Source organism: Hyphomonas sp., from assembly GCF_041689225.1.
In the GTDB taxonomy this organism is placed as follows: Bacteria; Pseudomonadota; Alphaproteobacteria; order Caulobacterales; family Hyphomonadaceae; genus Hyphomonas.
On record NZ_JBDNGN010000062.1, the window covers coordinates 1 to 21,734 of the forward strand.

The 21,734-nt window shown below is 62.3% G+C and carries 29 protein-coding genes and 2 pseudogenes; 29 read left to right on the plus strand and 2 right to left on the minus strand.

The window, feature by feature from the left end:
* From ACESNB_RS05505 to ACESNB_RS05515, 3 genes and pseudogenes are all read left to right on the plus strand, one after another.
* Positions 1 to 518: pseudogene (locus ACESNB_RS05505) on the plus strand (methylase); the annotation flags it as partial.
* Positions 519 to 1,577, plus strand: a complete 1,059-nt coding sequence (locus ACESNB_RS05510) for a toprim domain-containing protein (protein ID WP_373005027.1) — start codon at positions 519 to 521, stop codon at positions 1,575 to 1,577. It abuts the pseudogene before it with no gap.
* A gap of 311 nt (positions 1,578 to 1,888) precedes the next feature.
* Positions 1,889 to 2,827: a DUF2493 domain-containing protein gene (locus ACESNB_RS05515; RefSeq protein ID WP_373005030.1), complete on the plus strand. Its 939-nt coding sequence runs from the start codon at positions 1,889 to 1,891 to the stop codon at positions 2,825 to 2,827.
* 70 nt (positions 2,828 to 2,897) lie between these two features.
* Here ACESNB_RS05515 and ACESNB_RS05520 read toward each other — a convergent pair whose 3' ends face one another.
* Positions 2,898 to 3,107 (minus strand): hypothetical protein, encoded by a 210-nt coding sequence (locus ACESNB_RS05520; RefSeq protein ID WP_373005033.1) that lies wholly within the window; start codon positions 3,105 to 3,107, stop codon positions 2,898 to 2,900.
* A gap of 332 nt (positions 3,108 to 3,439) precedes the next feature.
* On the opposite strand from ACESNB_RS05520, the gene ACESNB_RS05525 reads away from it, so the two are divergent.
* From ACESNB_RS05525 to ACESNB_RS05600, 16 genes are all read left to right on the plus strand, one after another.
* Positions 3,440 to 3,607, plus strand: coding sequence for a hypothetical protein (locus tag ACESNB_RS05525; RefSeq protein WP_373005037.1), 168 nt, complete (start codon positions 3,440 to 3,442; stop codon positions 3,605 to 3,607).
* A gap of 145 nt (positions 3,608 to 3,752) precedes the next feature.
* Positions 3,753 to 4,193 (plus strand): hypothetical protein, encoded by a 441-nt coding sequence (locus ACESNB_RS05530; RefSeq protein WP_373005040.1) that lies wholly within the window; start codon positions 3,753 to 3,755, stop codon positions 4,191 to 4,193.
* 573 nt (positions 4,194 to 4,766) lie between these two features.
* Positions 4,767 to 5,090: a DUF736 domain-containing protein gene (locus ACESNB_RS05535; RefSeq protein WP_373005043.1), complete on the plus strand. Its 324-nt coding sequence runs from the start codon at positions 4,767 to 4,769 to the stop codon at positions 5,088 to 5,090.
* 180 nt (positions 5,091 to 5,270) lie between these two features.
* A complete protein-coding gene (locus ACESNB_RS05540; protein ID WP_373005046.1) occupies positions 5,271 to 5,519 on the plus strand; it encodes a helix-turn-helix domain-containing protein in 249 nt (82 codons plus the stop codon).
* Positions 5,520 to 5,666: 147 nt separating this feature from the next.
* Positions 5,667 to 5,927, plus strand: a complete 261-nt coding sequence (locus tag ACESNB_RS05545; RefSeq protein WP_373005106.1) for a DNA -binding domain-containing protein — start codon at positions 5,667 to 5,669, stop codon at positions 5,925 to 5,927.
* 120 nt (positions 5,928 to 6,047) lie between these two features.
* Entirely contained in the window at positions 6,048 to 6,356 is a 309-nt protein-coding gene (locus ACESNB_RS05550) for a transcriptional regulator domain-containing protein (RefSeq protein WP_373005049.1), read from the plus strand.
* Positions 6,268 to 6,822, plus strand: coding sequence for a DUF2285 domain-containing protein (locus tag ACESNB_RS05555; protein ID WP_373005052.1), 555 nt, complete (start codon positions 6,268 to 6,270; stop codon positions 6,820 to 6,822). Before ACESNB_RS05550 ends, ACESNB_RS05555 begins: the two co-directional genes overlap by 89 nt.
* Positions 6,823 to 6,961: 139 nt before the next feature.
* The gene (locus ACESNB_RS05560; RefSeq protein WP_373005055.1) at positions 6,962 to 7,243 is read left to right on the plus strand and encodes a helix-turn-helix transcriptional regulator; all 282 of its coding nucleotides are present in this window, start codon (positions 6,962 to 6,964) and stop codon (positions 7,241 to 7,243) included.
* Positions 7,244 to 7,254: 11 nt separating this feature from the next.
* Positions 7,255 to 8,379, plus strand: coding sequence for a replication initiator protein A (locus tag ACESNB_RS05565; RefSeq protein ID WP_373005058.1), 1,125 nt, complete (start codon positions 7,255 to 7,257; stop codon positions 8,377 to 8,379).
* Positions 8,376 to 9,014, plus strand: coding sequence for a ParA family partition ATPase (gene parA / locus ACESNB_RS05570; protein ID WP_322812916.1), 639 nt, complete (start codon positions 8,376 to 8,378; stop codon positions 9,012 to 9,014). Before ACESNB_RS05565 ends, parA begins: the two co-directional genes overlap by 4 nt.
* Positions 9,011 to 9,265: a hypothetical protein gene (locus tag ACESNB_RS05575; protein WP_373005061.1), complete on the plus strand. Its 255-nt coding sequence runs from the start codon at positions 9,011 to 9,013 to the stop codon at positions 9,263 to 9,265. The genes parA and ACESNB_RS05575 overlap by 4 nt, the downstream gene beginning before the upstream one ends.
* Complete coding sequence (locus ACESNB_RS05580; protein ID WP_373005064.1) at positions 9,262 to 9,783, plus strand: DUF2840 domain-containing protein; 522 nt, start codon at positions 9,262 to 9,264, stop codon at positions 9,781 to 9,783. Before ACESNB_RS05575 ends, ACESNB_RS05580 begins: the two co-directional genes overlap by 4 nt.
* On the plus strand, positions 9,780 to 10,325 hold the full coding sequence (locus tag ACESNB_RS05585) for a S26 family signal peptidase (protein ID WP_373005066.1): 546 nt from the start codon (positions 9,780 to 9,782) through the stop codon (positions 10,323 to 10,325). Before ACESNB_RS05580 ends, ACESNB_RS05585 begins: the two co-directional genes overlap by 4 nt.
* Positions 10,326 to 10,371: 46 nt before the next feature.
* On the plus strand, positions 10,372 to 10,719 hold the full coding sequence (locus tag ACESNB_RS05590; protein ID WP_373005069.1) for a DUF736 domain-containing protein: 348 nt from the start codon (positions 10,372 to 10,374) through the stop codon (positions 10,717 to 10,719).
* Between the two features lie 4 nt (positions 10,720 to 10,723).
* On the plus strand, positions 10,724 to 11,497 hold the full coding sequence (locus ACESNB_RS05595; protein ID WP_373005071.1) for a lytic transglycosylase domain-containing protein: 774 nt from the start codon (positions 10,724 to 10,726) through the stop codon (positions 11,495 to 11,497).
* Between the two features lie 253 nt (positions 11,498 to 11,750).
* Positions 11,751 to 13,514, plus strand: a complete 1,764-nt coding sequence (locus tag ACESNB_RS05600; protein WP_373005074.1) for a relaxase/mobilization nuclease domain-containing protein — start codon at positions 11,751 to 11,753, stop codon at positions 13,512 to 13,514.
* 37 nt (positions 13,515 to 13,551) lie between these two features.
* On the opposite strand, the gene ACESNB_RS05605 is transcribed toward ACESNB_RS05600, so the two are convergent.
* A complete protein-coding gene (locus ACESNB_RS05605) occupies positions 13,552 to 13,965 on the minus strand; it encodes a helix-turn-helix domain-containing protein (protein ID WP_373005077.1) in 414 nt (137 codons plus the stop codon).
* Positions 13,966 to 14,040: 75 nt separating this feature from the next.
* On the opposite strand from ACESNB_RS05605, the gene ACESNB_RS05610 reads away from it, so the two are divergent.
* The 10 genes and pseudogenes from ACESNB_RS05610 to ACESNB_RS05655 form a co-directional block, all read left to right on the plus strand.
* Positions 14,041 to 14,439 carry a mercuric transporter MerT family protein gene (locus ACESNB_RS05610; protein WP_373005080.1) on the plus strand — a complete coding sequence of 133 codons (399 nt, stop codon included), beginning with the start codon at positions 14,041 to 14,043 and terminating at the stop codon, positions 14,437 to 14,439.
* 11 nt (positions 14,440 to 14,450) lie between these two features.
* Positions 14,451 to 14,789, plus strand: a complete 339-nt coding sequence (locus ACESNB_RS05615; RefSeq protein ID WP_373005083.1) for a heavy-metal-associated domain-containing protein — start codon at positions 14,451 to 14,453, stop codon at positions 14,787 to 14,789.
* 4 nt (positions 14,790 to 14,793) lie between these two features.
* Positions 14,794 to 15,030: a mercury resistance system transport protein MerF gene (gene merF / locus ACESNB_RS05620; protein WP_373005086.1), complete on the plus strand. Its 237-nt coding sequence runs from the start codon at positions 14,794 to 14,796 to the stop codon at positions 15,028 to 15,030.
* 3 nt (positions 15,031 to 15,033) lie between these two features.
* The gene (gene merA, locus ACESNB_RS05625) at positions 15,034 to 16,458 is read left to right on the plus strand and encodes a mercury(II) reductase (RefSeq protein WP_373005089.1); all 1,425 of its coding nucleotides are present in this window, start codon (positions 15,034 to 15,036) and stop codon (positions 16,456 to 16,458) included.
* 185 nt (positions 16,459 to 16,643) lie between these two features.
* Complete coding sequence (locus ACESNB_RS05630; RefSeq protein ID WP_373005092.1) at positions 16,644 to 18,635, plus strand: conjugal transfer protein TraG; 1,992 nt, start codon at positions 16,644 to 16,646, stop codon at positions 18,633 to 18,635.
* 8 nt (positions 18,636 to 18,643) lie between these two features.
* On the plus strand, positions 18,644 to 19,090 hold the full coding sequence (locus ACESNB_RS05635) for a CopG family transcriptional regulator (RefSeq protein ID WP_373005095.1): 447 nt from the start codon (positions 18,644 to 18,646) through the stop codon (positions 19,088 to 19,090).
* A gap of 171 nt (positions 19,091 to 19,261) precedes the next feature.
* Complete coding sequence (gene trbB, locus ACESNB_RS05640; protein WP_373005097.1) at positions 19,262 to 20,275, plus strand: P-type conjugative transfer ATPase TrbB; 1,014 nt, start codon at positions 19,262 to 19,264, stop codon at positions 20,273 to 20,275.
* Positions 20,272 to 20,604, plus strand: coding sequence for a TrbC/VirB2 family protein (locus tag ACESNB_RS05645; protein ID WP_373005099.1), 333 nt, complete (start codon positions 20,272 to 20,274; stop codon positions 20,602 to 20,604). The genes trbB and ACESNB_RS05645 overlap by 4 nt, the downstream gene beginning before the upstream one ends.
* The gene (locus tag ACESNB_RS05650) at positions 20,604 to 20,885 is read left to right on the plus strand and encodes a VirB3 family type IV secretion system protein (protein WP_373005102.1); all 282 of its coding nucleotides are present in this window, start codon (positions 20,604 to 20,606) and stop codon (positions 20,883 to 20,885) included. Before ACESNB_RS05645 ends, ACESNB_RS05650 begins: the two co-directional genes overlap by 1 nt.
* A 9-nt stretch (positions 20,886 to 20,894) precedes the next feature.
* Positions 20,895 to 21,734: pseudogene (locus ACESNB_RS05655) on the plus strand (conjugal transfer protein TrbE); the annotation flags it as partial.

Sequence of the window (21,734 nt, forward strand, 5' to 3'; positions counted from 1 at the left end):
CCGACCGCGCGACGTTTGCCCGAGCGTGGAACGCCGAGATCGCGGATGTGCCGGAATTCACCGACAGCATCATCCACATTGTCGCCGGATTGTTGCTGCCGATCTGGAAACGCCTGCCCAATGAATCGACGCGGGTTTACCGACTCCAGACCGATACCGGCGAGCGCATCGTTGGACGGCGGGTCTCGCCCGCATGGGTCGCGGGTGCGACCAGCACCGGCACATCGACACTTACGCCGGACGATGCCTTCGCGGCGCTGCTCGATGGCAAAACGATCCTCAATCTCACCGAATGCCTCCAGCTTCGCCGTGCCCGTGTCATGGGCGTGAACCGGATCGAGTTGTCCGGCTTCACCGACACGATGCGGGAGCGGCTTAGCGCCTACGGCCTCTTCCACGAGATCATCTCGTGGAAGCTGCGCATGTTCGTGCCGACCGATGCAACTGGCTCCGCCATCCTCGCCAAGGTGCTGGAACGCTACCCCGTCGAGCGCATCTCCGATCGGGAGGCTGCGTAAATGACACGCGACGCTTCAGAACTGACTGACCGTCTTGGTCGCCAGGCCGAGGCGGTCTGCCGTCACTATCTTTCCGCCGGGCGGCGCGAAGGCCGCTACTGGCTCGTGGGCGACGCGCGTAACACACCGGGCCGCTCGCTGTTCGTGAGACTGAAAGGCCCGGAATCCGGCAAGGGCGCCGTAGGCAAATGGACCGACGCCGCAACTGGCGAACATGGTGATTTGCTCGACATCATCCGTGAAAGCTGCGGATTTGTCGGCTTCAAGGACGCGGCAGATGAGGCCCGCACCTTCCTCAGTATGCCGCATCCCGAGCCAGATCCATCCCCAAGACAGCGGCTGACATCAGTGCCAGTTGGATCGCCGGAAGCGGCACGGCGGCTGTTTGCCATGTCGCAGCCGATTACGGCCACAATCGCGGAAGCGTATTTACGCAAACGCGGCATCACGACATTGCACGGAACCGGATCGCTCCGGTTCCATCCGCGCTGCTATTATCGTGCCGATGAGCATTCGCCGACCGAAACTTGGCCCGCGATGATCGCATCCGTCACCGATCTTGATGACAGGATCACCGGAGCGCATCGCACCTGGCTTATGTCCGATGGCAGCGGTAAGGCGCCGGTCGATACACCGAGGCGCGCGATGGGCAATCTTCTTGGTCATGCCGTGCGGTTCGGCGTCGCCCATGACGTGGTGGCGGCGGGCGAAGGCATCGAGACCATGCTGTCGCTGCGAACGGTTCTGCCCCCCATGCCGATGGTGGCGGCGCTGTCGGCGGCTCATCTTGCCGCCATCCTGTTCCCACCAACCTTGCGACGCCTCTATATCGCCCGTGACGACGATCCGGCAGGTGACGGAGCGATGCGAAGCCTGATTGAACGAGCGCAGGCGGTCGGAATCGAGGCCATTACGCTGTCGCCACAGATCGGGGATTTCAACGGGGATCTGCGCACTCTTGGACCTGATGCACTTCGGGCGGCCATGCGGGTTCAGATCGCGCCGGAAGACGTCTTCCGATTTATGGACTTCCGGGCATTGGCCGGAACAGGGATGTGAAGGCGCTGTGAGCGCCGGTCTTATCTCGATCCGGCGGGCTCCTGTCATGCGCCGGAGAGGACCGCGACAACGTCCTTCTTCAGAGGGCGATCGGGACGGCAAACGGCCCGGTCCGGCAATGGCTGCGCCCGGCTATTTTCCGCCGGCGGCAGGCCGCCTTTGCATCGCGAAACAAAATACCCGGCCTTCGCCATCCTCCGCTGTGCTTCGGCCGCTCGGTACCCTCGCCGGTGCAGGTCCGTTCCGCCCGCCGTCTTTCGTCGCCATGAAGGCCGCGATGGTCGCGGTCGATCCGACGAAGGAAGCACCCCATGACCACCGAATTTGACGATACCGGCTTTGAACCGCCCCACGCCTCATCCCCGACCGATCATGTCCTTTCCGAACTCCAGCTCTACGGCTTCCGCCCCTTCCAGGATGAACCCGATCCAAGGCCACTTCCCGAAGGCAACATCGTCGCTGGCGCCATCGCCGACATCTTCGACGCCCTGATCGTGAGCTTTAACGACACACGACTCGAAACCGACCTCGACGAACTGCTCTGGTCGACCGTCAATCTCTTCCACCGCGCCACCGCCCGGATCGAGCGGGAGTTGGACGACAACGAGCAAGGCCAGCGCCGCGGCCAGCGTGAACAGGATGGCTCCGAGGTCAAGTCCGTCGAACTGGAGCGCCTCATCGCCGAGGGGATGACACTTATCGAACGCCGCGATGCCTTTGAGCTGATGCGTGACCAAGCCGCCGAACATTTTGAACGTCACACTCATTCATCCTGGCGACCTCGCTCAGGGTCGATGGTCAACCATCGCAACCTGACCTCGGCGATGATCGACAGCCGTGATTACCTTGCCGCCAAACGTCGGAATGAGACCGAGGTGATGCTCCCCGCAGGCCCCAAGATTGCCTTCACGGGCGGCCTCGATTGTAACGATCACCGCCTGATCTGGGCCAAGCTCGATCAGGTACATGCCAAACATCCCGACATGGTATTGCTGCACGGCGGATCGCCAAAGGGTGCTGAACTCATTGCCGCGAAATGGGCCGACACCCGCAAGGTGGCTCAGGTCGCCTTCAAGCCAGACTGGACGAAACACGCCAAGGCCGCGCCATTCAAGCGCAATGACGCGATGCTCAACGTCCTGCCGATCGGAGTCATCGTATTTCCGGGCAGCGGCATCCAGGAAAACCTTGGCGACAAGGCTCGCAAGCTCGGCATCCCGGTCTGGAAATTCGGGAACGGCGGCGCGTGAGCGCCGCCCCTTCTCACATGATGGTGCGGCAGCCCGGCTTTCAACTATCTGCACTCAGCGGCACCGAAATTCAGTTCGGGTTTCCCGTCACCGCGATTTTCGCCGCACGGGCATAATGCTCCAGTTCGACATCGCTTTCGATCAAGTCGTCGAGAAGCGTCTTCATATCGCTTTGATCCGACGATGATTGAAAGGGGCCTGGCTGGCGTTCGATCACCAGAACGGCAATGGCCAGCGCCTTCTTCACCAGATGCAGATCTCTCAATATGATTTCAGCCACAACCTCGTCACTCCGCGAAACTGACAATGATCGTCAGTATGTCCTCCGTTTATTACACGACATAGACCATGACCATTGAAAGTAGCCGCGAAAATGCACTGCATCTTTTGATGTCTCAGCTCCGATCCGAAACGGAGCACCACCCCCGCTTCCATTACCGCTATTCCTTGGTCCAGCCGATGGCCTGTCGCCATCAACCCGTAAAGGGTCGGCTATGCTCGCATGCCGCCGCTCTGGCTTCGCCTGCGCGGTGATTGCAGCCATCGGCCCGACACATCGGGCGCCTGTCGCGCGGGGGATGGTCCCCCGCCTCCCAGACAGGAGCCGGAACAATGTCCTTCAACGATGCACACGCCTTCGCTTTCAGCCTCGCTACAACCCTCATGGTCGCGATTGTCATCTTCCAGGCCGGCGACGGCAGTCTCTCGGTCTGTCCAGCCAGCGAATTCGACGGCGACGACGCCAGCATCGTGCACGAGATAGATCCATTTATCCCGTGAGCGCGAACCATCCGCCCAATCGCAACATGGCCATTTCGACAATTGGCGCTCCCACCGCCGATTACTTTCGGCTATACTCGAAGCTGCGCTGTGGTGGTGGTGGAAGGCGCAACCGTCTGACCTGTTTCTCACGGAGGCCACCACCATGATCTTTATCGGCATCCTTCTCAGTATCGCGGCCATCGGCGTTCTCTGTTGGCTGCTCTTCACGCTTGCCGTCTTCGCACTGCCCGCCTTTGTTGGCGTCACCGCAGGCCTGTGGGCCTACCACAGCGGCGCAGGCTGGCTCGGCGGCATCTTTGTCGGCGCTCTCTCAGCCGGGCTAACCTTTGGCATCGGGCAATTGTTGCTCGTTTTCGCAAAACCTCTTTGGCTGCGCGTCGCTGTGGCGCTCGTCTTCGTCGCGCCAGCAGCGATTGCCGGCTTTCACGCGACCCATGGCATCGTGAAGCACACCATGCCATCTGAGACTTGGCAGACCGTCTTCTCCGTCATTGGTGCAATCGCGATCGGCATCACGGCACTGACGCGGTTGGCGACGATGGCCCCGCCCGAACTGGCCGGACAGAGCGTGGCACGGGTCTGACACCGTCGAAGCGAGGCGCAATGACCAGAGGCAGATCGACCACGCCGTCCCCGACGTCGGAATGGTGCGGACCGGCGCAAGGCGGGCACGGATCATCATCCCGGTATGACGCCCACCCCCTTAAGCGCTGGAAAAAATCAGCGGCTTTCAAGCGGTCCCTACAACGGATGATGGACGATATAGCCATCCGCCGTCGGGAACTGGTGACAGCCTTTGCAAACGAAGGGCAGACTTGCAGGTCAACTCATTGCCTGGATTTCAGCGGTTGCACGAGGGTAGCCAAATTCTCCGTTGATCCGTTCTGCTGGGCCGAGCGCTCCAAAACGGCCTCTTCAATGGGTTGATCTGGCCGAAGGACGGCTTCGCCTCGATCGCCTATGCCGCAATGACGCCTGCCAACTTTCTTCCCCTGCCGGCTGCGCCGTCATTCCTCGCGCAACAAGAAACTTGGCCGTCTGCCATCCTCCGCTGCGCTGCGGTCGCAAGCGATGCCGCGTCGATCGCCTCCGGCCTCTTGATCCCCATCGAGGCCGCAATGGTGCGGGCTCGGAGCAGAAATCAAGGAGAACTATCATGGCCACCATCGGCACCTTCAAAAAGTCCAGCAACAACGAGTTCGCCGGCGAAATCGTCACCCTCTTGGTTCAGGCAAAGGGCGTCCGCATCGTTCCCGAAGCCACACGAACTGGCGAGAACGCCCCCAGCCACCGTGTCTTCGTCGGCCGAGTTGAGATCGGCGCCGCCTGGTCCAAGCGCTCCAACGAGGGCCGCGAGTACCTCGGCCTCAAGCTCGACGATCCGAGCTTCAACGCCCCGATCTTCGCCAACCTCTTCGACGACGAAGAAGGCGAAGCCTACAGCCTCATCTGGTCCCGCCCCAGCCGTCGCGCCGACTGAGGCGCCCCGATGCCCCGCCCGGCGAGTCCGGGCGGGGCATCGTCGCCAACCGAATCAGTCACGCAGATATTTAACGGAACAAGACAGGCCAAGGCCTTATGGCTGGCTTTTGACCCATAGAACGACTATTATAGTCGTAGTTCTAGTGTGCGCATTCGAGTCCGTAGGAGGTGATCATGCATGATCACCGCCCGACAGACGCGGGCCGCGCGCGCGTTGCTTGGTTGGACGCAGGAGACGCTCGCTGACAAGGCCCTGGTATCGCTGACCGCGTTGAAACGCCTCGAGTCCGAGAACCGGCTTGAGGTGTACGAGACGACGCGCGATCAGGTCGGCAAGGTGCTTGAGGCTAACGGCATCGTCTTCCTGACTTCGGACCAAGGTGAAGGGGTCATGCTTGTCCGTGCGAAGGTCGAAGCCAGCAATTGATCGCGTTACCCAGCATAGGTTCGCCTGCCTATGTCCTGCGTGCATCACCCCGCGCCAATTTGAACCATTCCATCTCCCATCAGAACGGATACAGTTAACAACAGGTTTCATGGCGTGTATAATCGGCCGTCGGGGGCCGCCGCTATGATGCAGACGACATTCCAGGACGAGCCGCCAGTGAGCGCGGGGCTTACGGCCTATGACCGTGAGCATATGGTGCTCTATCTGCGCTTGCTCGATTCTGCGACCGATGGAGCGGACTGGCGCGAGGCCGTCTCAATCCTGTTCGGCATCAACCCCCAATGCGAGCCGGAACGCGCGCGCCACGTTCATGATAGCCATCTCGCCCGCGCGCGCTGGATGACCGAGCAAGGCTACCGTCAGCTCGTGCGCGAAGGCAGTCACTGATCCGGTCGCCGATGCCGCCAGGGCATCACCCGTTGCCCGATCTGGGGCTTCCAAAAACTTGCTGAACCCGGAATCCTGTCTCCTCGGCATACTGAATATGTGCGGACCTGGAGGACATGGATGAAACCTGACACTTCACGGTGGCGATCCTCGCCAACCTACGACTATGTCGGCGAACTTGTTGCTCCCGACCTCGCGTGGGAATGGCTGCGGCGCAACGGCGAATATCAGACGGATTTTGCCGGGATCGAGCAGCCAGTCCCCGACCGCCAGCACTTGACTGCGAGGGCGCTCCATCGCTGGGGGCTACGATTTCCCTGTTCGCCCAAGTTACACAGCGGTGCAAGCGCACGTTTACTGGTCACCGGACATCGACACCGGCGTCGTGCTGCTGACCACAGCCCCCTCCGTTTCTCCGTCCGACAATAATTTCTTTTTGTCCCTGAACGATGCCGACGAGCACGCCGACGATCAGGGCGATCACTCCCGGCACGATCTCGGCGACGGTCATCATCTTCATATTCTGCGCTTGGCAGGTATCGAAGCCGACCGGCCCCTTGCGGCGATTATTCCGCTCGATCTCGACGGATTCGACCGTGTCGAAGCCCTTATCCGCTTACTGAAAGCCCTGCACGGTCGGGCTGTACCGCCGGACACCCGGCTGACGCCTCAGCAGTTACGCCGTGCACGCCAGATGCTGCAAGCCGTCGACGGGCATATGAACGGCGCAAACCACCGTGACATTGCCGAAGCGATATACGGGGCCAAGGACATCGCCGGCGAGACCTGGAAAAGCTCGTCGCGGCGCTTTGCCACCATCGATCTCATCAAGGATGGCCTCGCCATGATCTCGGGCGGCTATCGTAAGCTCCTGCATCACCGCCGCCGATCCTAGCGCGACCTGACTCGTGAACGGTGTGGGGTTTCAGGCCCCACAGGCTTCCCACTCCCTCTTCGCTGCACTCCTCCGCCACCGTGACCTTCGTTCGCCGCTGACTGCCAGCGGCACGACCGAACCCCACGGAGGCCCGATCATGTCGCCCAATCTCGCCGGTTTGCCGCCACGCTACCTGCGCACCCCCGAAGCCGCGCGATTCCTTGGGCTATCCGGCCGGACGCTCGAAAAGCATCGCACCTACGGAACCGGCCCGGCCTATCGCAAGCTCGGCGGCCGCGTCGTCTATTCGATCGACGATCTGCAAGCCTGGGCCAATCGCGGCACCGTCACATCAACCTCTGATCCGCGCGGCGCATTGCTGCCCGCCAAACGTCAAGATCAGTCGCCGTCGTTCCGCGACGGCCGCCACAATCGCTGAGACGTTCGACCATGAACCGGCGGCATCTCACCACCTCCAGCGAGCGAGCCACGCTCGACCCCTTCATCGTTGCGACCGGCGACGCCAGCCCGCGCGATCAGCGCGATCTCATGGAACGTCCATTCTTCTCGCTCGCCAAGGCCAAGCGCACACAGCCGATCCTTTATGAATCAGGCGGTGTACGCGTGGAAGTCTTCGCCGTCCCTGAGCATGGCATGGCGACCATTTGGGATGCCGACGTGCTGATCTGGGCGGCCAGTCAGATCGTCGAGGCTGAGAATCTTGGTTTCAAGACGTCGCGTTTCCTGCGCTTCACGCCCTATCAGCTTCTCAAAGCCATCGGCCGTGAGACCGGCGCGCGCGATTACAAACTTTTGAAGGGCGCGCTGACGCGCCTGCAATCGACCGTCATCCGCACCACGATCCGGCACGGCGAGCATTGGCGCCGCCACCAATTCTCATGGATCAACGAATGGGCGGAATGCGTCACCCGCGACGGCCGGATCGAGGGCATGGAGTTTGTCCTGCCCGACTGGTTCTATCGCGGCGTCATAGACCGTTCGCTGGTTCTCACCATCGACCCGGCCTATTTCCGGCTGACGGGCGGGTTCGAGCGCTGGCTCTACCGCGTCGCGCGCAAACATGCCGGACGCCAACCTCGTGGCTGGGTCTTCGAGATTGCACATCTGCATCAGAAGTCCGGGTCGCTTGCACGCATCTCCGATTTCGCGCTCCAGCTTCGGCGTATCGCCATGCGCAACTCGCTGCCCGGCTACCACCTACGCATCGAACGTGAAGCCCGGCGCGAACTGCTTCGCATCCTGCCTGTCAGCGCGTTTCCACGGCCTGTGGATGGCGCTGTGGAAAGGCTCGGGACTTCGCACGCAAACACCATCGGGATTTCGAACGCAGGCCTATCGGGACTTCGCACGCACAGATCTCAACTAAGTCTTTGGCCGGAAGCGACGATCTCGACCCTTAACTTAGAGTCTAACAAAGATTCTAACTTTTTGTTGGGCCAGAGCGATGTGGAGAACATCGCCGAGCGCTTGCACGGATCATCCGCAAAGACGCCTGCCGTTACTTCAGATACGCCGCTATTGCCTCTCGGAACCGGAACGGGAGCGGCACGATGATCGTTGCCCTCCTCAACCAGAAAGGCGGCGTCGGCAAGACGACGCTGGCGCTGCATCTCGCCGGAGAGTGGGCCAGGCGAGGAAAGCGCGTCACGCTGATCGATGCCGATCCGCAAGGCTCAGCACTCGACTGGTCGCAGCAACGCGTGCGTGAAGGCGGCTCCCGCCTGTTCGGCGTCGTCGGCCTGGCGCGCGATACCTTGCACCGCGAAGCGCCCGAGATCGCCCGCAATGTCGATCATGTTATCATTGATGGACCGCCGCGCGTCGCAGCGCTGATGCGCTCAGCCTTGCTCGCCGCGGATCTCGTGCTGATCCCGGTGCAACCGTCGCCGTTCGATGGCTGGGCATCGGCTGAAATACTCTCGCTCCTTGCCGAAGCGAAAATCTACCGCCCTCAGCTTACCGCGCGTTTCGTGCTCAACCGTTGCGGCGCGCGCACCATCATCGCCCGTGAGACCGCCGAGACACTGGCCGATCACGATCCACCGCTGCTGGCATCCCGGATTGGTCAGCGCGTCGCTTTCGCCGACACCGCGCAGACCGGTCGGCTCGTCTTCGAGGTCGATGAGGACGGTCCCGCCGCTCGCGAGATCGCAGCGCTGACCGCTGAAATCGGGAGCATCGCGCGATGAACGAGCGATCTCCGAAACGCGGCTTCGCCGCCCGCCCCGCAAATCCCGAGAGCTGGATCAAGGCGTCCGCCGCGCCCGCGTCGCGCGGCGCTGACGCTAACCAGTATACCGCCCGCCTGACCATCGACGTCACGCCCGAGCTGCGCGCCCGGATCAAGATCGCAGCGTTCAAAAACGGCGACACCGTCGCCGACATGCTGCGCGAACTGCTCCGCGAGCATTTCCCACCGACTGAAGGAAATACCCCATGACCGGCAACGCGGCCCCCCGCATGCGCGGCGGCCCCGTGCCGTCCGCATGTCCATCCGATACCCTCACCCATGTCGAACTGGGATGGTACGAAAAGAAGTCCGAGCACTGGATTCGCTTTGGGCAGAAGGCCCACGAACAGATTCTCGATCGCCGCCGTCGCATCCTCTCTTTCCGGCCTGGCGTCGTCTTTGCCTTCGTCCGCTGGGCCTCCAACGACTTCGGCACGATCGTCTCGTGCATTGACATCGTGCGCGCGGTGTCACCGGGCGAGCCCTATCAGACGCTGCCGTTCGTGCGTCCAGGCGGAGACATTCTCCTCAAGATCGACGGCTGGCCCAAGGTCGAGCTTGTCCTCCAGATAATCGACGCCGTTGAGGCGCTCGGTGTCGATCCGACCGACGTGTCGCCCGATCACTGGCGGCATGTTCACAACCGCCTCATCGCTGACCATGAACCGCGTCCCTACACGGTCGAGCAGCATCGGGCGTTCTGCAAACGCCGGAGGGCCGAGCCATGACCCGCTTCGGTTACGTCATGACGACCTATTTCGCCGTGCTGGTCATAGCCGGTCTGTCGTTCCTGCATATCACGCCGAAACTGATCTGGAATGCTTCGGCCAGCACACCGATCGGGCTCTATTCGATTGGTCCGGCGAAACGGCTTGAGGTGAGCGACCTCGTCGCGGTCGATGCACCCGAGCCGCTGGCGAGTTTCCTCGCCGAGCGCGGTTATCTGCCGCGCGGCGTCCCATTGATGAAACGCGTCGCCGGCATATCCGGACAAGAAGTCTGTCGCAGCGGACGCACCGTCACGGTTGACGGCGTTCCTATGGGCGACGCGCTGGAGCGGGATCGGATCGGGCGCGCTCTGCCCGTCTGGCAGGGCTGTCGCCGCATCGCGACAAGCGAGATTTTCCTCATGAATGCCCAAGTCCACGACAGCCTCGATGGGCGATATTTCGGGCCAGTCCCTACCGCTTCGATCATCGGCCGCGCTGTCCCGCTCTACACCGACGAAGACGGCGATGATCGCTTCGAATGGCGCGCACGAACGCGGTGATTGACGCGCCAACCTCTCATCAACCGCAACGAAAAGGAACCTTCCCATGACGCAGATCGGTCAGTTCACCCGCACCAAATCCGGCTATTCCGGCAACATCCGAACCCTCACGCTCGCTGCCGAGCTGGTCCTCACACCCGCCGATCCATCCGACGCCGAGAATGCGCCCGATTACCGCATCCATCTTGGGTCTGACGACGGTCCGGAAGTTGGCCCAGAAATTGGCGCCGCCTGGAAACGTACTGGCGAGAAAGCCGGTGAATACGTCTCGTTGCTGCTTGACGATCCCGTCTTCACGCAGCCGATCCGCGCCAACCTGTTCCAGTCCGGCGACGACAAGAGCGCGTGGGTGCTGACCTGGAACCGCCCGCCAAAGCGCGGCGAGCGGGACTGAGCCGATGACAGTCTCACGCAACCGGCCGCACCATGCCGCTCCCCGTGGACGTCAGGGCACCACCCACAGGGCTGCACTCCTCCTCCTTTCCGGCATCCTTTCGACCGTCGCACCGGCGCTACCTGCATCGGCTCGTGACGCGAGCGTGAGCCGTCTCACAGCGGTCGATCGCTACGCCGCCCATATCGCGGAAGCTGCACAGCGTTTTGGCGTTCCCGTCGCGTGGATACGCGCCGTCATGCACGTTGAAAGTCGCGGGGACGAGCGTGCCATCTCACCCGTCGGCACAATGGGCTTGATGCAGATCATGCCCGCCACCTGGTCGAACCTGCGCCTCCGTCACGGTCTTGGTAACGACCCGTTCGACCCGCACGACAATATTCTCGCAGGTGCAGCTTACCTGCGCGAAATGTACGACCGTTACGGGTCGCCCGGCTTCCTTGCGGCCTACAATGCCGGCCCCGGCCGCTACGAAAACTCTCTCGCAGGCGCCCGCGCACTGCCTGCTGAAACCCGCGCCTATGTCGCCATGCTCGCGCCGTCAGTTAGCGACGGCGAGGTCGGCGAACCGGTCGTCACGCCAACGGTAGCGCGCATAAGCTGGACCACTGCGCCGCTGTTCGTCGCACGCAGCGAGCGCACGTCCGCTACCAATCCTGCGCAATCGGGCCGCCCATCCAATGTCGCACTGGAGGCCGTGTCGGCACGCGATGTTTCCGGCATCGCACCGCAGGCGAATGGCCTGTTCGTGGCGCGATCCGGCTCTGGAGGTCTGTGATGCACACATTCGCAGGATCGGCGGGAATGGCGCGTCATGGCGGGAGACAGGCATGGGGTTGGGTCAGAAAGGGCAGCACGACCAACCGACGGCTAGATAAAAGAGGCTCGCCTGTCGAACCACAAGCCATTGAAATGGCGTGTGTTTCGGCGTGCCGTTCGGTCGGGGAGCGTGCCGCTCATTGGATATTTCCCCATGAATTCAACGATGGTTCCGGCACTGTACGTCAATCGGGCCTTTCGGAAGGCCTGTCATGAGCAAGAGCGACAACGATTTCCGTGTTCGGCCAGGGCGCATCCGCAGCACCCGTGCGCCAAAGCAGAAAAGCTTCATCAACCAGGTGCTGCGTGCCGCCAAGAGAGCCGGTCATACCTCCGGGCAATCATCTCCAGGCAGAGGCGCTTCCAGCTATGGCCGCTCCAGTTTTGGGCGCGGACGGATCAGCTTCAGCCGGGCACGCCTGTTCAGTTCCTCCCGCCGCGTCGTGGTCAAAGCCCGCATCGCCCGTCATCAAGGTCGGGCTTTTCGTTCAGCGCCACTTGCCGCTCACCTGTCCTATCTGAAGCGCGACGGTGTCACCCGCGACGGGGAGAAGGCTGTCATGTTCGACGCCGGTAACGACCGTGCCGACGACATCGCTTTTGCCGAGCGGAGCAAGGACGACCGCCATCATTTCCGCTTCATCGTCTCGCCCGAAGACGGCGGCGAGATGACAGACTTGCGGGCCTTCACCCGTGATCTGGCCACGCAGATGGAAGCCGACCTCGGTACGCGGCTCGACTGGGTGGCCGTCGATCACTGGAACACTGACAACCCGCACGTTCATCTCATCGTGCGCGGCGTCGATCAGGCGGGCGCCGATCTTGTGATCTCGCGCGACTATATCAGCCGCGGCCTGCGTTCGCGCGCCGAGGATTTAGTCTCCATCGAACTCGGTCCAAAGCCCGAGCACGAAATCAGCAACGCGCTTGCGACGGAGATTTCTGCAGAGCGCTGGACGCGTCTCGACGTCGAGATCCGTATCGCCGCCGATGAGACCGGACATATCGACCTGCGGCCCGAGAATGTCGGCGCGTCCGATCCTGAGACCCGGCGTCTCATGGTCGGCCGCCTCCAGCACCTCGAGAAGATGGGCCTCGCCACAGCGGCCAGTCCCGGCGAATGGATGGTGGGTCTTGAGGCAGAACGAGCCTTACGCGACCTCGGGATGCGTGGCGACATCATCAAGACCATGCACCGCGCTTTCACCGAGCGCGGCCAGGACCGCGGGTTCGCCGACTATGTAATCGACGCCGGCAGCCCCGGCTCGCCGATCATCGGCCGCCTGGTCGACAAAGGCCTGCATGATGAGCTGACCGGCGAGGCTTATGCCGTGATCGACGGCACCGACGGCCGCGCTCACCACATCAGGTTCCGGGGCGTCGAAGCCTTCGAGCATTCCCCGCCGGTCGGCGGCATCGTCGAGGTGCGTCGCTTCGGCGGACCCGATGATCAGCGGCCGACGCTTGTGCTCGCCAACCGCTCGGACTTCGACCTCAACCGACAGATCACCGCATCGGGCGCCACATGGCTCGATCATCGCCTCGTCGAACGCGATGCCATGCCGATGTCCATGGGAGGCTTCGGCCGCGAAACGCGCGACGCCATGAGCGCGCGGGCCGAGCATCTCGCACACGATGGTCTCGCTCGCAGGCAGGGCCAGCGCATCATCTTTGCCCGTGACCTTCTCGACACGCTTCGCAAGCGTGAGCTGGATGTCGTCGGGGCCAGACTCTCGGCGGAAACGGGATTGCCGCACATCAAGGCTGCCGCCGGAGACCATGTCACCGGCACCTATCGCCAGCGTCTCACCCTCGCTTCGGGCCGCTTCGCCATGATCGATGACGGACTCGTATTCCGGCTCGTGCCCTGGTCACCGCCGCTTGAGAAGAAGCTCGGCCAGCATCTCTCGGGCGTAGCCAGCGGCAGCGGCGGCATCGAGTGGAGCTTGGGGCGGAAACGGGGCCTCGGACTGTGAGGCAGCATGTCCTCCGACGACCTCCAGAACGTCTTCATCACGACGCGAGCGCATCAAGGATTGGGCACTCCGGAACGGCGTCACCCGAACACCGTGCTGCGGTTTGCGCGAGGATCTTTTCGATCCGCCTTAGGTCCACGATCTTTGCACGAACATCGGTGAGGTGGTGCTCGGTACGCACTTTGACCTCACCGCATGTCTGATTGCCGCCGTCAACCAGTTCCAGAAGGCCACGGATTTCTTCGATGCTGAAACCGAGTTCCCGTCCGCGCAGGACAAAGCGGAGGCGGCGGACATGAGTTTCGTCATAAACACGGTAGTCGTTGGCGCTGCGCGGCGGCTCAGGCAGAAGGCCAATTTTTTCGTAGTAGCGGACAGTTTCCAGATTGGAGCCGGTCCGACGCGCCAACTCGCCGCGTTTTATCCCCCTCCCGATTGCGCAATCCGCCATGGTGAAAAAACTCTTGACCCTGTAGTTACTACAGAGCGTATCAGTGTTCCCAACTCGAATCAAAGGGCAATTTTTATGAGCGACATCAGCACAAAGCTGGCCGACTCGCCGGGCATCGGAAAGACCAGCGCGCAGCGTCATGGTTGGCTTGCGGCAGGCGGTGTTGTCGGAGCGATACTTGCGTCCGCCTGCTGCGTCGTTCCGCTCCTCCTCGTGACGCTTGGCGTGTCCGGCGCATGGATTGGCAATCTCACAGCGCTTGAACCCTACAAGCCTTATGTCGCGGCCGTTACGATGGGGCTGATCGGGATTGGCTTCTGGCGCATCTATTTTCAGCCCAAGGCAGCGTGTGAGGATGGCTCCTACTGCGCCCGCCCGGAATCCTCGCTCATCACCAAGTCGGCGCTCTGGATCGGCGCTTTCGTGACCTTGCTCGCTGTCACCATCAACTGGTGGGCACCCCTCTTTTACTAGGAGACGTAACGATGAAACGAACCATGATGTTCACGGCTGCAATAATCGGTCTGGCTGTTGCAGGAATGATGTCGACAGGCGTATTTCCGCCATCCTCGGCGCTGTCAGGCTCGGCACAGGCCGCAACAACCGAGCAGCGTGCGGTATTCGCCATCGAGAACATGACCTGTGCGCTGTGCCCGGTCACCGTCAAGAAAGCGATGGAGGGCGTCGCGGGCGTCAAATCGGTTGTGATCGATTTTGAGGCAAAGACGGCGACGGTCGTGTTCGATACTTCGCGGGCGACGATCACCGCCATCGCCGCCGCCTCCACCAATGCCGGATATCCCGCGCAAGTGACAAAGAGCTGACAGCATGAATGAGCGGACACTTCTCGGCGCAGGTCTCGCCGGCACTGTTATCGCCGCTCTGTGCTGCTTCACGCCGGTGCTGATCGTGCTGGCCGGCGTGGTGGGTCTCTCCGCCATCGTCGGTTATCTCGACTATGTTTTGCTGCCGGCGCTGGTCTTCTTCATCGGCCTTACCGCCTACTCGGTATGGCGGCGAAATAGAGGCGCGCGAACAACTGACCGCGTCATCAAACAGGATTGATCCATGTCAGACTGCTGCGCCCCGAAAAAGAAAAGCCAATACGATCTCGCCGTTATCGGCGCAGGGTCGGCGGGGTTTTCCGCCGCGATCGCCGCCGCCGAGCAAGGCGCCAATGTCGCCCTGATCGGCCACGGCACTATTGGCGGCACTTGCGTCAATGTCGGCTGCGTTCCCTCCAAGACCATGATCCGTGCGGCCGAAGCCCTGCACGGCGCCCGTGTCGCGCGCCGCTTTCCTGGAATAGCCGGTGAGGCTCGTGTCACTGACTGGCGGCAGCTGGTCGAAGCGAAGAACGATCTGGTGGCTACACTCCGGCAGAAGAAATACATCGACCTTTTGCCCGAATATAACGGCGTGGCCTATCTCGAAGGCGCGGCGCGCCTCACCGAGAACGGCGTCACGGTCAACGGAAGCAATATTGTCGCCGGCCGGATCGTCATCGCCACTGGCTCGTCACCCGCTGCGCCCGATATCCCCGGCCTGACGAACGTGCCTTGGCTTACCAGTACGACCGCGCTGGAGCTTACCGAGCAGCCACGCTCGCTTCTGGTTGTTGGCGGCGGTTATATCGGCTGCGAACTGGCGCAGATGTTCGCCCGAACAGGCACACAGGTCACCCTCGTGACCCGCTCCCGCCTTCTCCCGGAGGCGGAGCCGGAGATTGCCGAAGCGCTGACCCGCTATCTGGCGGACGAAGGGATCACGATTCGCACCGGGCTTGCCTATTCCAGCATTGAGCAACGTGATGGCCGGATAGCACTTGTGGTCGACGTCAATGGCAAGCTGGAAACCATCACCGCCGAACAGGTGTTGATGACAACTGGCCGCACGCCCAACACAGCGGGGCTCGGACTGACGGAGGCCGGTGTCACGCTCGCGGCGCATGGCGGCGTCATGGTAGATGACCGAATGCGCACGTCGAAATCAGGCGTCTATGCTGCTGGCGATGTGACCGGGCGCGACCAGTTCGTCTACATGGCGGCCTATGGAGCTAAGCTTGCGGCGCTCAATGCTCTCAACGGCAACAGCCTCACCTATGACAATACGGCGATGCCGTGGGTGGTGTTCACCGATCCGCAGGTCGCAGGCGTCGGCTTGACCGAAGCCGAAGCGAAATCCCGTGGCTACGAAACGAAGACGTCGATTGCACCGCTCGACCAGGTACCCCGTGCATTGGCTGCCAGAGACACGCGAGGCCTGATCAAGTTGATTGCCGACAAACAAACCGATCGCTTGCTTGGTGCCCAGATTCTCGCGCCCGAAGGTGCGGACAGCATCCAGACCATGGTGCTGGCGATCAAGTTCGGGATGACCACGCAGGATCTCGGCGCCACGATCTTTCCTTATCTGACCACGGTCGAAGGACTTAAACTTGCGGCGCAGGGGTTCGGAAGGGACGTGACGAAACTCTCCTGCTGCGCGGGGTGACGGAAAATAACGCATAGTTATTCGCAGTCACGCACTGTGCCCACACTCCATGGATCGCGACCTCACCCAATCGCCTGTCATTGTACGCTGGCGCCGCCGATCCTTAGATCAACAGTCATTAGGTCTTGCAACTTACATGGAGTGTCGCCGACGTTGACAGCATTTGCTGTCAAGGGAACAAAGGCGTGTCCGCCACTAAAATACTCTGGGGCCAGGTAATCGTCGTCTTCCTGATCGTGCTCATCATGATCTGGGCGGCGACCCAATGGACGGCATGTCAACTCGGTTTTCAATCGCAGCTCGGCGCGCCCTGGTTCACCGTGTTGGGGTGGCCTGTCTATTACCCGCCCGCCTTCTTCTGGTGGTGGTTCTCCTTTGACGCTTATGCACCCTCGATCTTTCTTGAGGGCGCCTACATCGCTGTGTCCGGCGGCTTGATCTCGATCCCGGTTGCGATTGCAATGTCAGTGTGGCGCGCCAGAGAAGCCAAGAACGCAGAGACCTACGGCTCGGCCCGCTGGGCCGCACGCAGTGAGATCAAAGCGGCGGGGCTGCTTGGTCCGGACGGCGTCGTGCTCGGCAAGCTGGACCGCGACTACCTCCGTCACGATGGCCCGGAGCATGTGCTGTGCTTTGCCCCGACACGATCCGGCAAGGGGGTGGGCCTCGTCGTCCCGACCCTGCTCACCTGGCCGGGATCCGCCATCGTCCACGACATCAAGGGCGAGAACTGGCAGCTCACTGCGGGTTTCCGCGCGCTGCATGGCCGCGTCATGCTGTTCGATCCGACCAATCCCAAATCCTCTGCCTACAATCCATTGCTCGAAGTCCGGCGCGGTGAATGGGAGGTGCGCGACGTCCAGAATGTCGCCGACGTCCTGGTCGATCCGGAAGGCTCGCTCGAGAAGCGAAACCATTGGGAGAAGACCAGCCACTCGCTCCTCGTCGGTGCGATCCTCCATGTCCTCTATGCCGAAGCCGACAAGACGCTCGCCGGCGTCGCCGCCTTCCTCTCCAATCCGAAACACCCGATCGAGACGACGCTGAAGGCGATGATGACGACGCCCCATCTGGGTGAAAAAGGTCCGCACCCTGTCGTCGCCTCGACAGCGCGCGAGCTGCTCAACAAATCCGACAATGAACGCTCCGGTGTGCTCTCCACCGCCATGTCGTTCCTGGGTCTTTACCGCGATCCAGTCGTCGCGGAGGTCACGCGCCGCTGCGACTGGCGCATTGCCGATCTCATTGAGAACGCCAGTCCCGCGACACTCTACCTCGTCGTGCCGCCCTCCGACATCTCCCGGACCAAGCCACTGATCCGCCTCGTGCTAAACCAGATCGGCCGACGTCTGACCGAAGATCTTCACGCCAAAGGCCGCCGCCACCGCGTCCTCATGATGCTCGACGAGTTTCCGGCGCTGGGCCGCCTCGACTTCTTCGAGTCAGCCCTCGCTTTCATGGCGGGCTATGGTCTGAAAGCCTTTCTCATCGCGCAGTCGCTGAACCAGATCGAGAAGGCTTATGGCGCGAACAACTCGATCCTCGACAATTGCCATGTGCGCGTCAGCTTCGCCACCAATGATGAACGCACCGCCAAGCGCGTGTCCGACGCGCTCGGCACCGCGACCGAAATGAAGGCGATGAAAAACTATGCCGGCCACCGGCTGTCACCATGGCTCGGCCATCTGATGGTCTCGCGTTCGGAGACGGCGCGGCCCCTTCTCACGCCCGGCGAGGTGATGCAGCTCCCGCCCGCCGACGAGATTGTGATGATCGCCGGGACGCCGCCGGTTCGGGCGAAGAAGGCGCGCTACTATGAGGATGCACGCTTCAAGGAACGCATCCTGCCGCCGCCCGCTCTCACCGCACTTCCGCGCTCTGCTCACGCGGACGGTTGGTCCGCGCTCAAACCGCAAACGCCGAATGCCGCGCTGCTGACAGAAATCGAGAATGTTGAAGGCGATGCCGCCAATAGCGGGCTTCGCCGCGAACCTGAGCTTCCAGAACACGTCGCCATCGCCAAGGAAACCAGCACGCCCAAGCCCGCCGAAGAATTCGCCATCATGATCGACGACGAGCCGGAGGATGCTGCCCGCCAGTCGCGCATCCTGCGCCAGCAGATGGGCGGTGTCGCCCGTCAGGTCTCGCTCGATCCCAATGACGGCATCGATATGTGAGGTGAGCCATGCGTGACCGAATGAATGTCTATTTTCCGCCGGAGATGCTGAAGCAGATTGCCGATCTTGCTGATCGCAAGAAGCTGTCCCGCTCAGCGATCGTGGAAGCGGCTGTCGCCTCGTTCCTGTCGCCCGACGGCGCCGACAAGCGCGAAGCGGCCTTCGCGCGTCGGCTCGACCGGCTGTCCCGCCAGGTCCAGCGCATGGAACGCGATCTCGGTGTCACCGCCGAGACACTGGCGCTGTTCGTGCGCTTCTGGTTGACCATCACGCCGCCGCTGCCCAACGACGCGCAGGCCACAGCGCAAATCAAAGGCCGCGAGCGCTACGAAGGCTTCATCGAAACACTCGGGCGGCGCTTGCAGAAAGGTCAGAGTTTCCTGAAAGAAATCCCGGACGATGTCGGCGGCACGATGCCGGCCGACGGTTCCGATGATTCGTCAATGAGAAGCTGAATAGCCTCATCAAAGAGCTTGTAGATATTCCGCAACTCCGCCGATCACCTGTCTTTCTACGCCACCCCACTACTACGCCCTCGTCCCTGTTGCAGTAGCCTCATTTCTGGCTCTTTTACTCATCCCCGATGACGGGCCGCCTTTGCGTCCCAAAAGAAAAACGGGGACGACGTGGCGAGTACACACCAAAAATCCGAAGCGATATTGCGCGGCGCGCGCATGTTGCGCACCGCGCTCGGCCCCGCCATCGCCGGATTCCTGGATGACCCGCAAATCGTCGAGGTCATGCTCAACCCCGATGGTCGGCTATGGATCGACCGGCTGTCCGAGGGCTTGTCCGATACAGGAGAACGACTCTCGCCCGCCGACGGCGAACGTATCGTGCGGCTGGTCGCTCATCATGTCGGCGCCGAAGTCCATCCCGGTCGTCCGCGCGTCTCGGCCGAGCTCCCCGAAACGGGAGAGCGGTTTGAAGGCCTGTTGCCGCCTGTGGTGACGGCTCCGGCCTTTGCGATTCGCAAGCCAGCCGTCGCTGTCTTCACGCTCGACGATTATGTCGCCGCCGGAATCATGAATGCCGGGCAGGCCGAGACGCTGCGGTGCGCCGTCGCGACACGCAAGAACATCCTGGTCGCGGGCGGCACATCGACCGGTAAGACCACTCTGACAAACGCTCTTCTGGCCGAGGTCGCCAAGACGTCCGATCGCGTGGTGCTGATCGAGGATACGCGCGAACTACAATGCGCCGCACCCAATCTCGTGGCGCTTCGAACCAAGGACGGCGTCGCCTCGCTCTCTGAACTCGTGCGCTCCAGTTTACGCTTGCGCCCCGACCGCATTCCCATCGGCGAAGTGCGCGGCCCGGAAGCCCTCGACCTCCTGAAAGCCTGGGGCACCGGACATCCCGGCGGCATCGGCACCATCCATGCGGGCTCAGCGATCGGTGCGATCCGCCGTCTCGAACAGCTCATCCAGGAAGCCGTCGTTACCGTGCCGCGCGCGCTGATCGCCGAGACCATCGATCTCGTCGCCGTACTGTCGGGACGCGGCTCGCAGCGCCGTCTCTCCGAACTCGCCCACATCGAGGGCCTCGGCACGGACGGCGACTATCAGATCGCAGCGGCGGACACACCGTCGCCGTTCATCACACCAGCAACCCTCGAACAAACGGAAGATCCCTCATGATTCAACATGCCATTCGACTGCGCCGGCATATCGCGACGACCGCCTCCATCACCGTTCTCACACTTGCGCTCGCGCCCGCCGCCCATGCGGCCGGCTCGTCCATGCCGTGGGAACAACCGCTCCAGCAGATTCTTCAATCGATCGAAGGGCCGGTCGCCAAGATCATTGCGGTGATCATCATCATCACCACGGGCCTGACGCTCGCTTTTGGCGACTCATCGGGTGGCTTCCGCAAGCTGATCCAGATCGTCTTCGGCCTCTCGATCGCCTTTGCGGCCAGTTCGTTCTTCTTGTCGTTCTTCTCGTTCGGCGGCGGAGCCCTCGTCTGATGACAATGCTCCATGACGGCGCCGGCGAAGTGCCGGGCTTCTCGGTTCCAGTTCACCGGGCGTTGACCGAGCACATCCTGCTCGGCGGCGCGCCGCGCGCGATCGCCATCCTCAATGGCACGCTGGCCGCCGCTTTGGGCCTTGGCCTGCGCCTTTGGCTCGTCGGCCTTGGCCTCTGGGCCGTCGGCCACTTCGCGGCGGTCTGGGCGGCCAAACGCGATCCGATGTTTGTCGATGTGGTGCGCAGGCATCTGCGCATCCCTGGCCATTTGAGCGTCTGAGGTGCAATCATGATGAACCTCGCCGAATACCGCCGCACAGCGACCCGCCTTGCCGATTTCCTGCCCTGGGTCGCCCTGGCTGGCGAAGGCGTCGTCCTCAACAAGGATGGCTCTTTCCAGCGCACCGCGCGCTTCCGCGGTCCCGATCTTGATAGCGCCGTGCCAGCCGAACTGGTCGCTGTCGCCGGTCGGCTCAACAACGCCTTTCGTCGTCTCGGCTCCGGCTGGGCCATCTTCGTCGAAGCCCAACGCCATGCGGCAGCGACCTATCCCGCGAGCAGGTTTCCCGACGCCGCGTCCGCCCTGGTCGATGCGGAGCGCAAGGCCGACTTCGAGGAAGCGGGATCGCATTTCGAATCCAGCTACTTCCTGACCATTCTCTATCTTCCGCCAGAGGAAGACGCCGCTCGCGCCGAAAATTGGCTCTATGAGGGCCGCGCGCAATCCGGCGTCGATGCGCATGAAATCCTGCGCGGTTTCGTTGATCGCAGCGACCGCGTGCTTCAGCTCATCGAAGGTTTCATGCCCGAATGCGGCTGGCTCGGTGCGGCCGAGACGCTGACCTATCTGCATTCTTGTGTTTCGACCAAACGCCATCGCGTCCGCGTGCCCGAGACGCCGATGTATCTCGACGCGCTGCTGGCCGATCAACCGCTCACCGGCGGACTGGAGCCACGTCTCGGAGAGGCGCATCTGCGCATACTGACAGTCGTTGGTTTTCCGACAGCGACCACGCCGGGTCTGCTTGACGAGTTGAACCGGCTGGCATTTCCCTACCGCTGGTCGACCCGCGCGATCCTGCTCGACAAGACTGACGCCACCAAGCTGCTGACCAAGATCAGGCGGCAA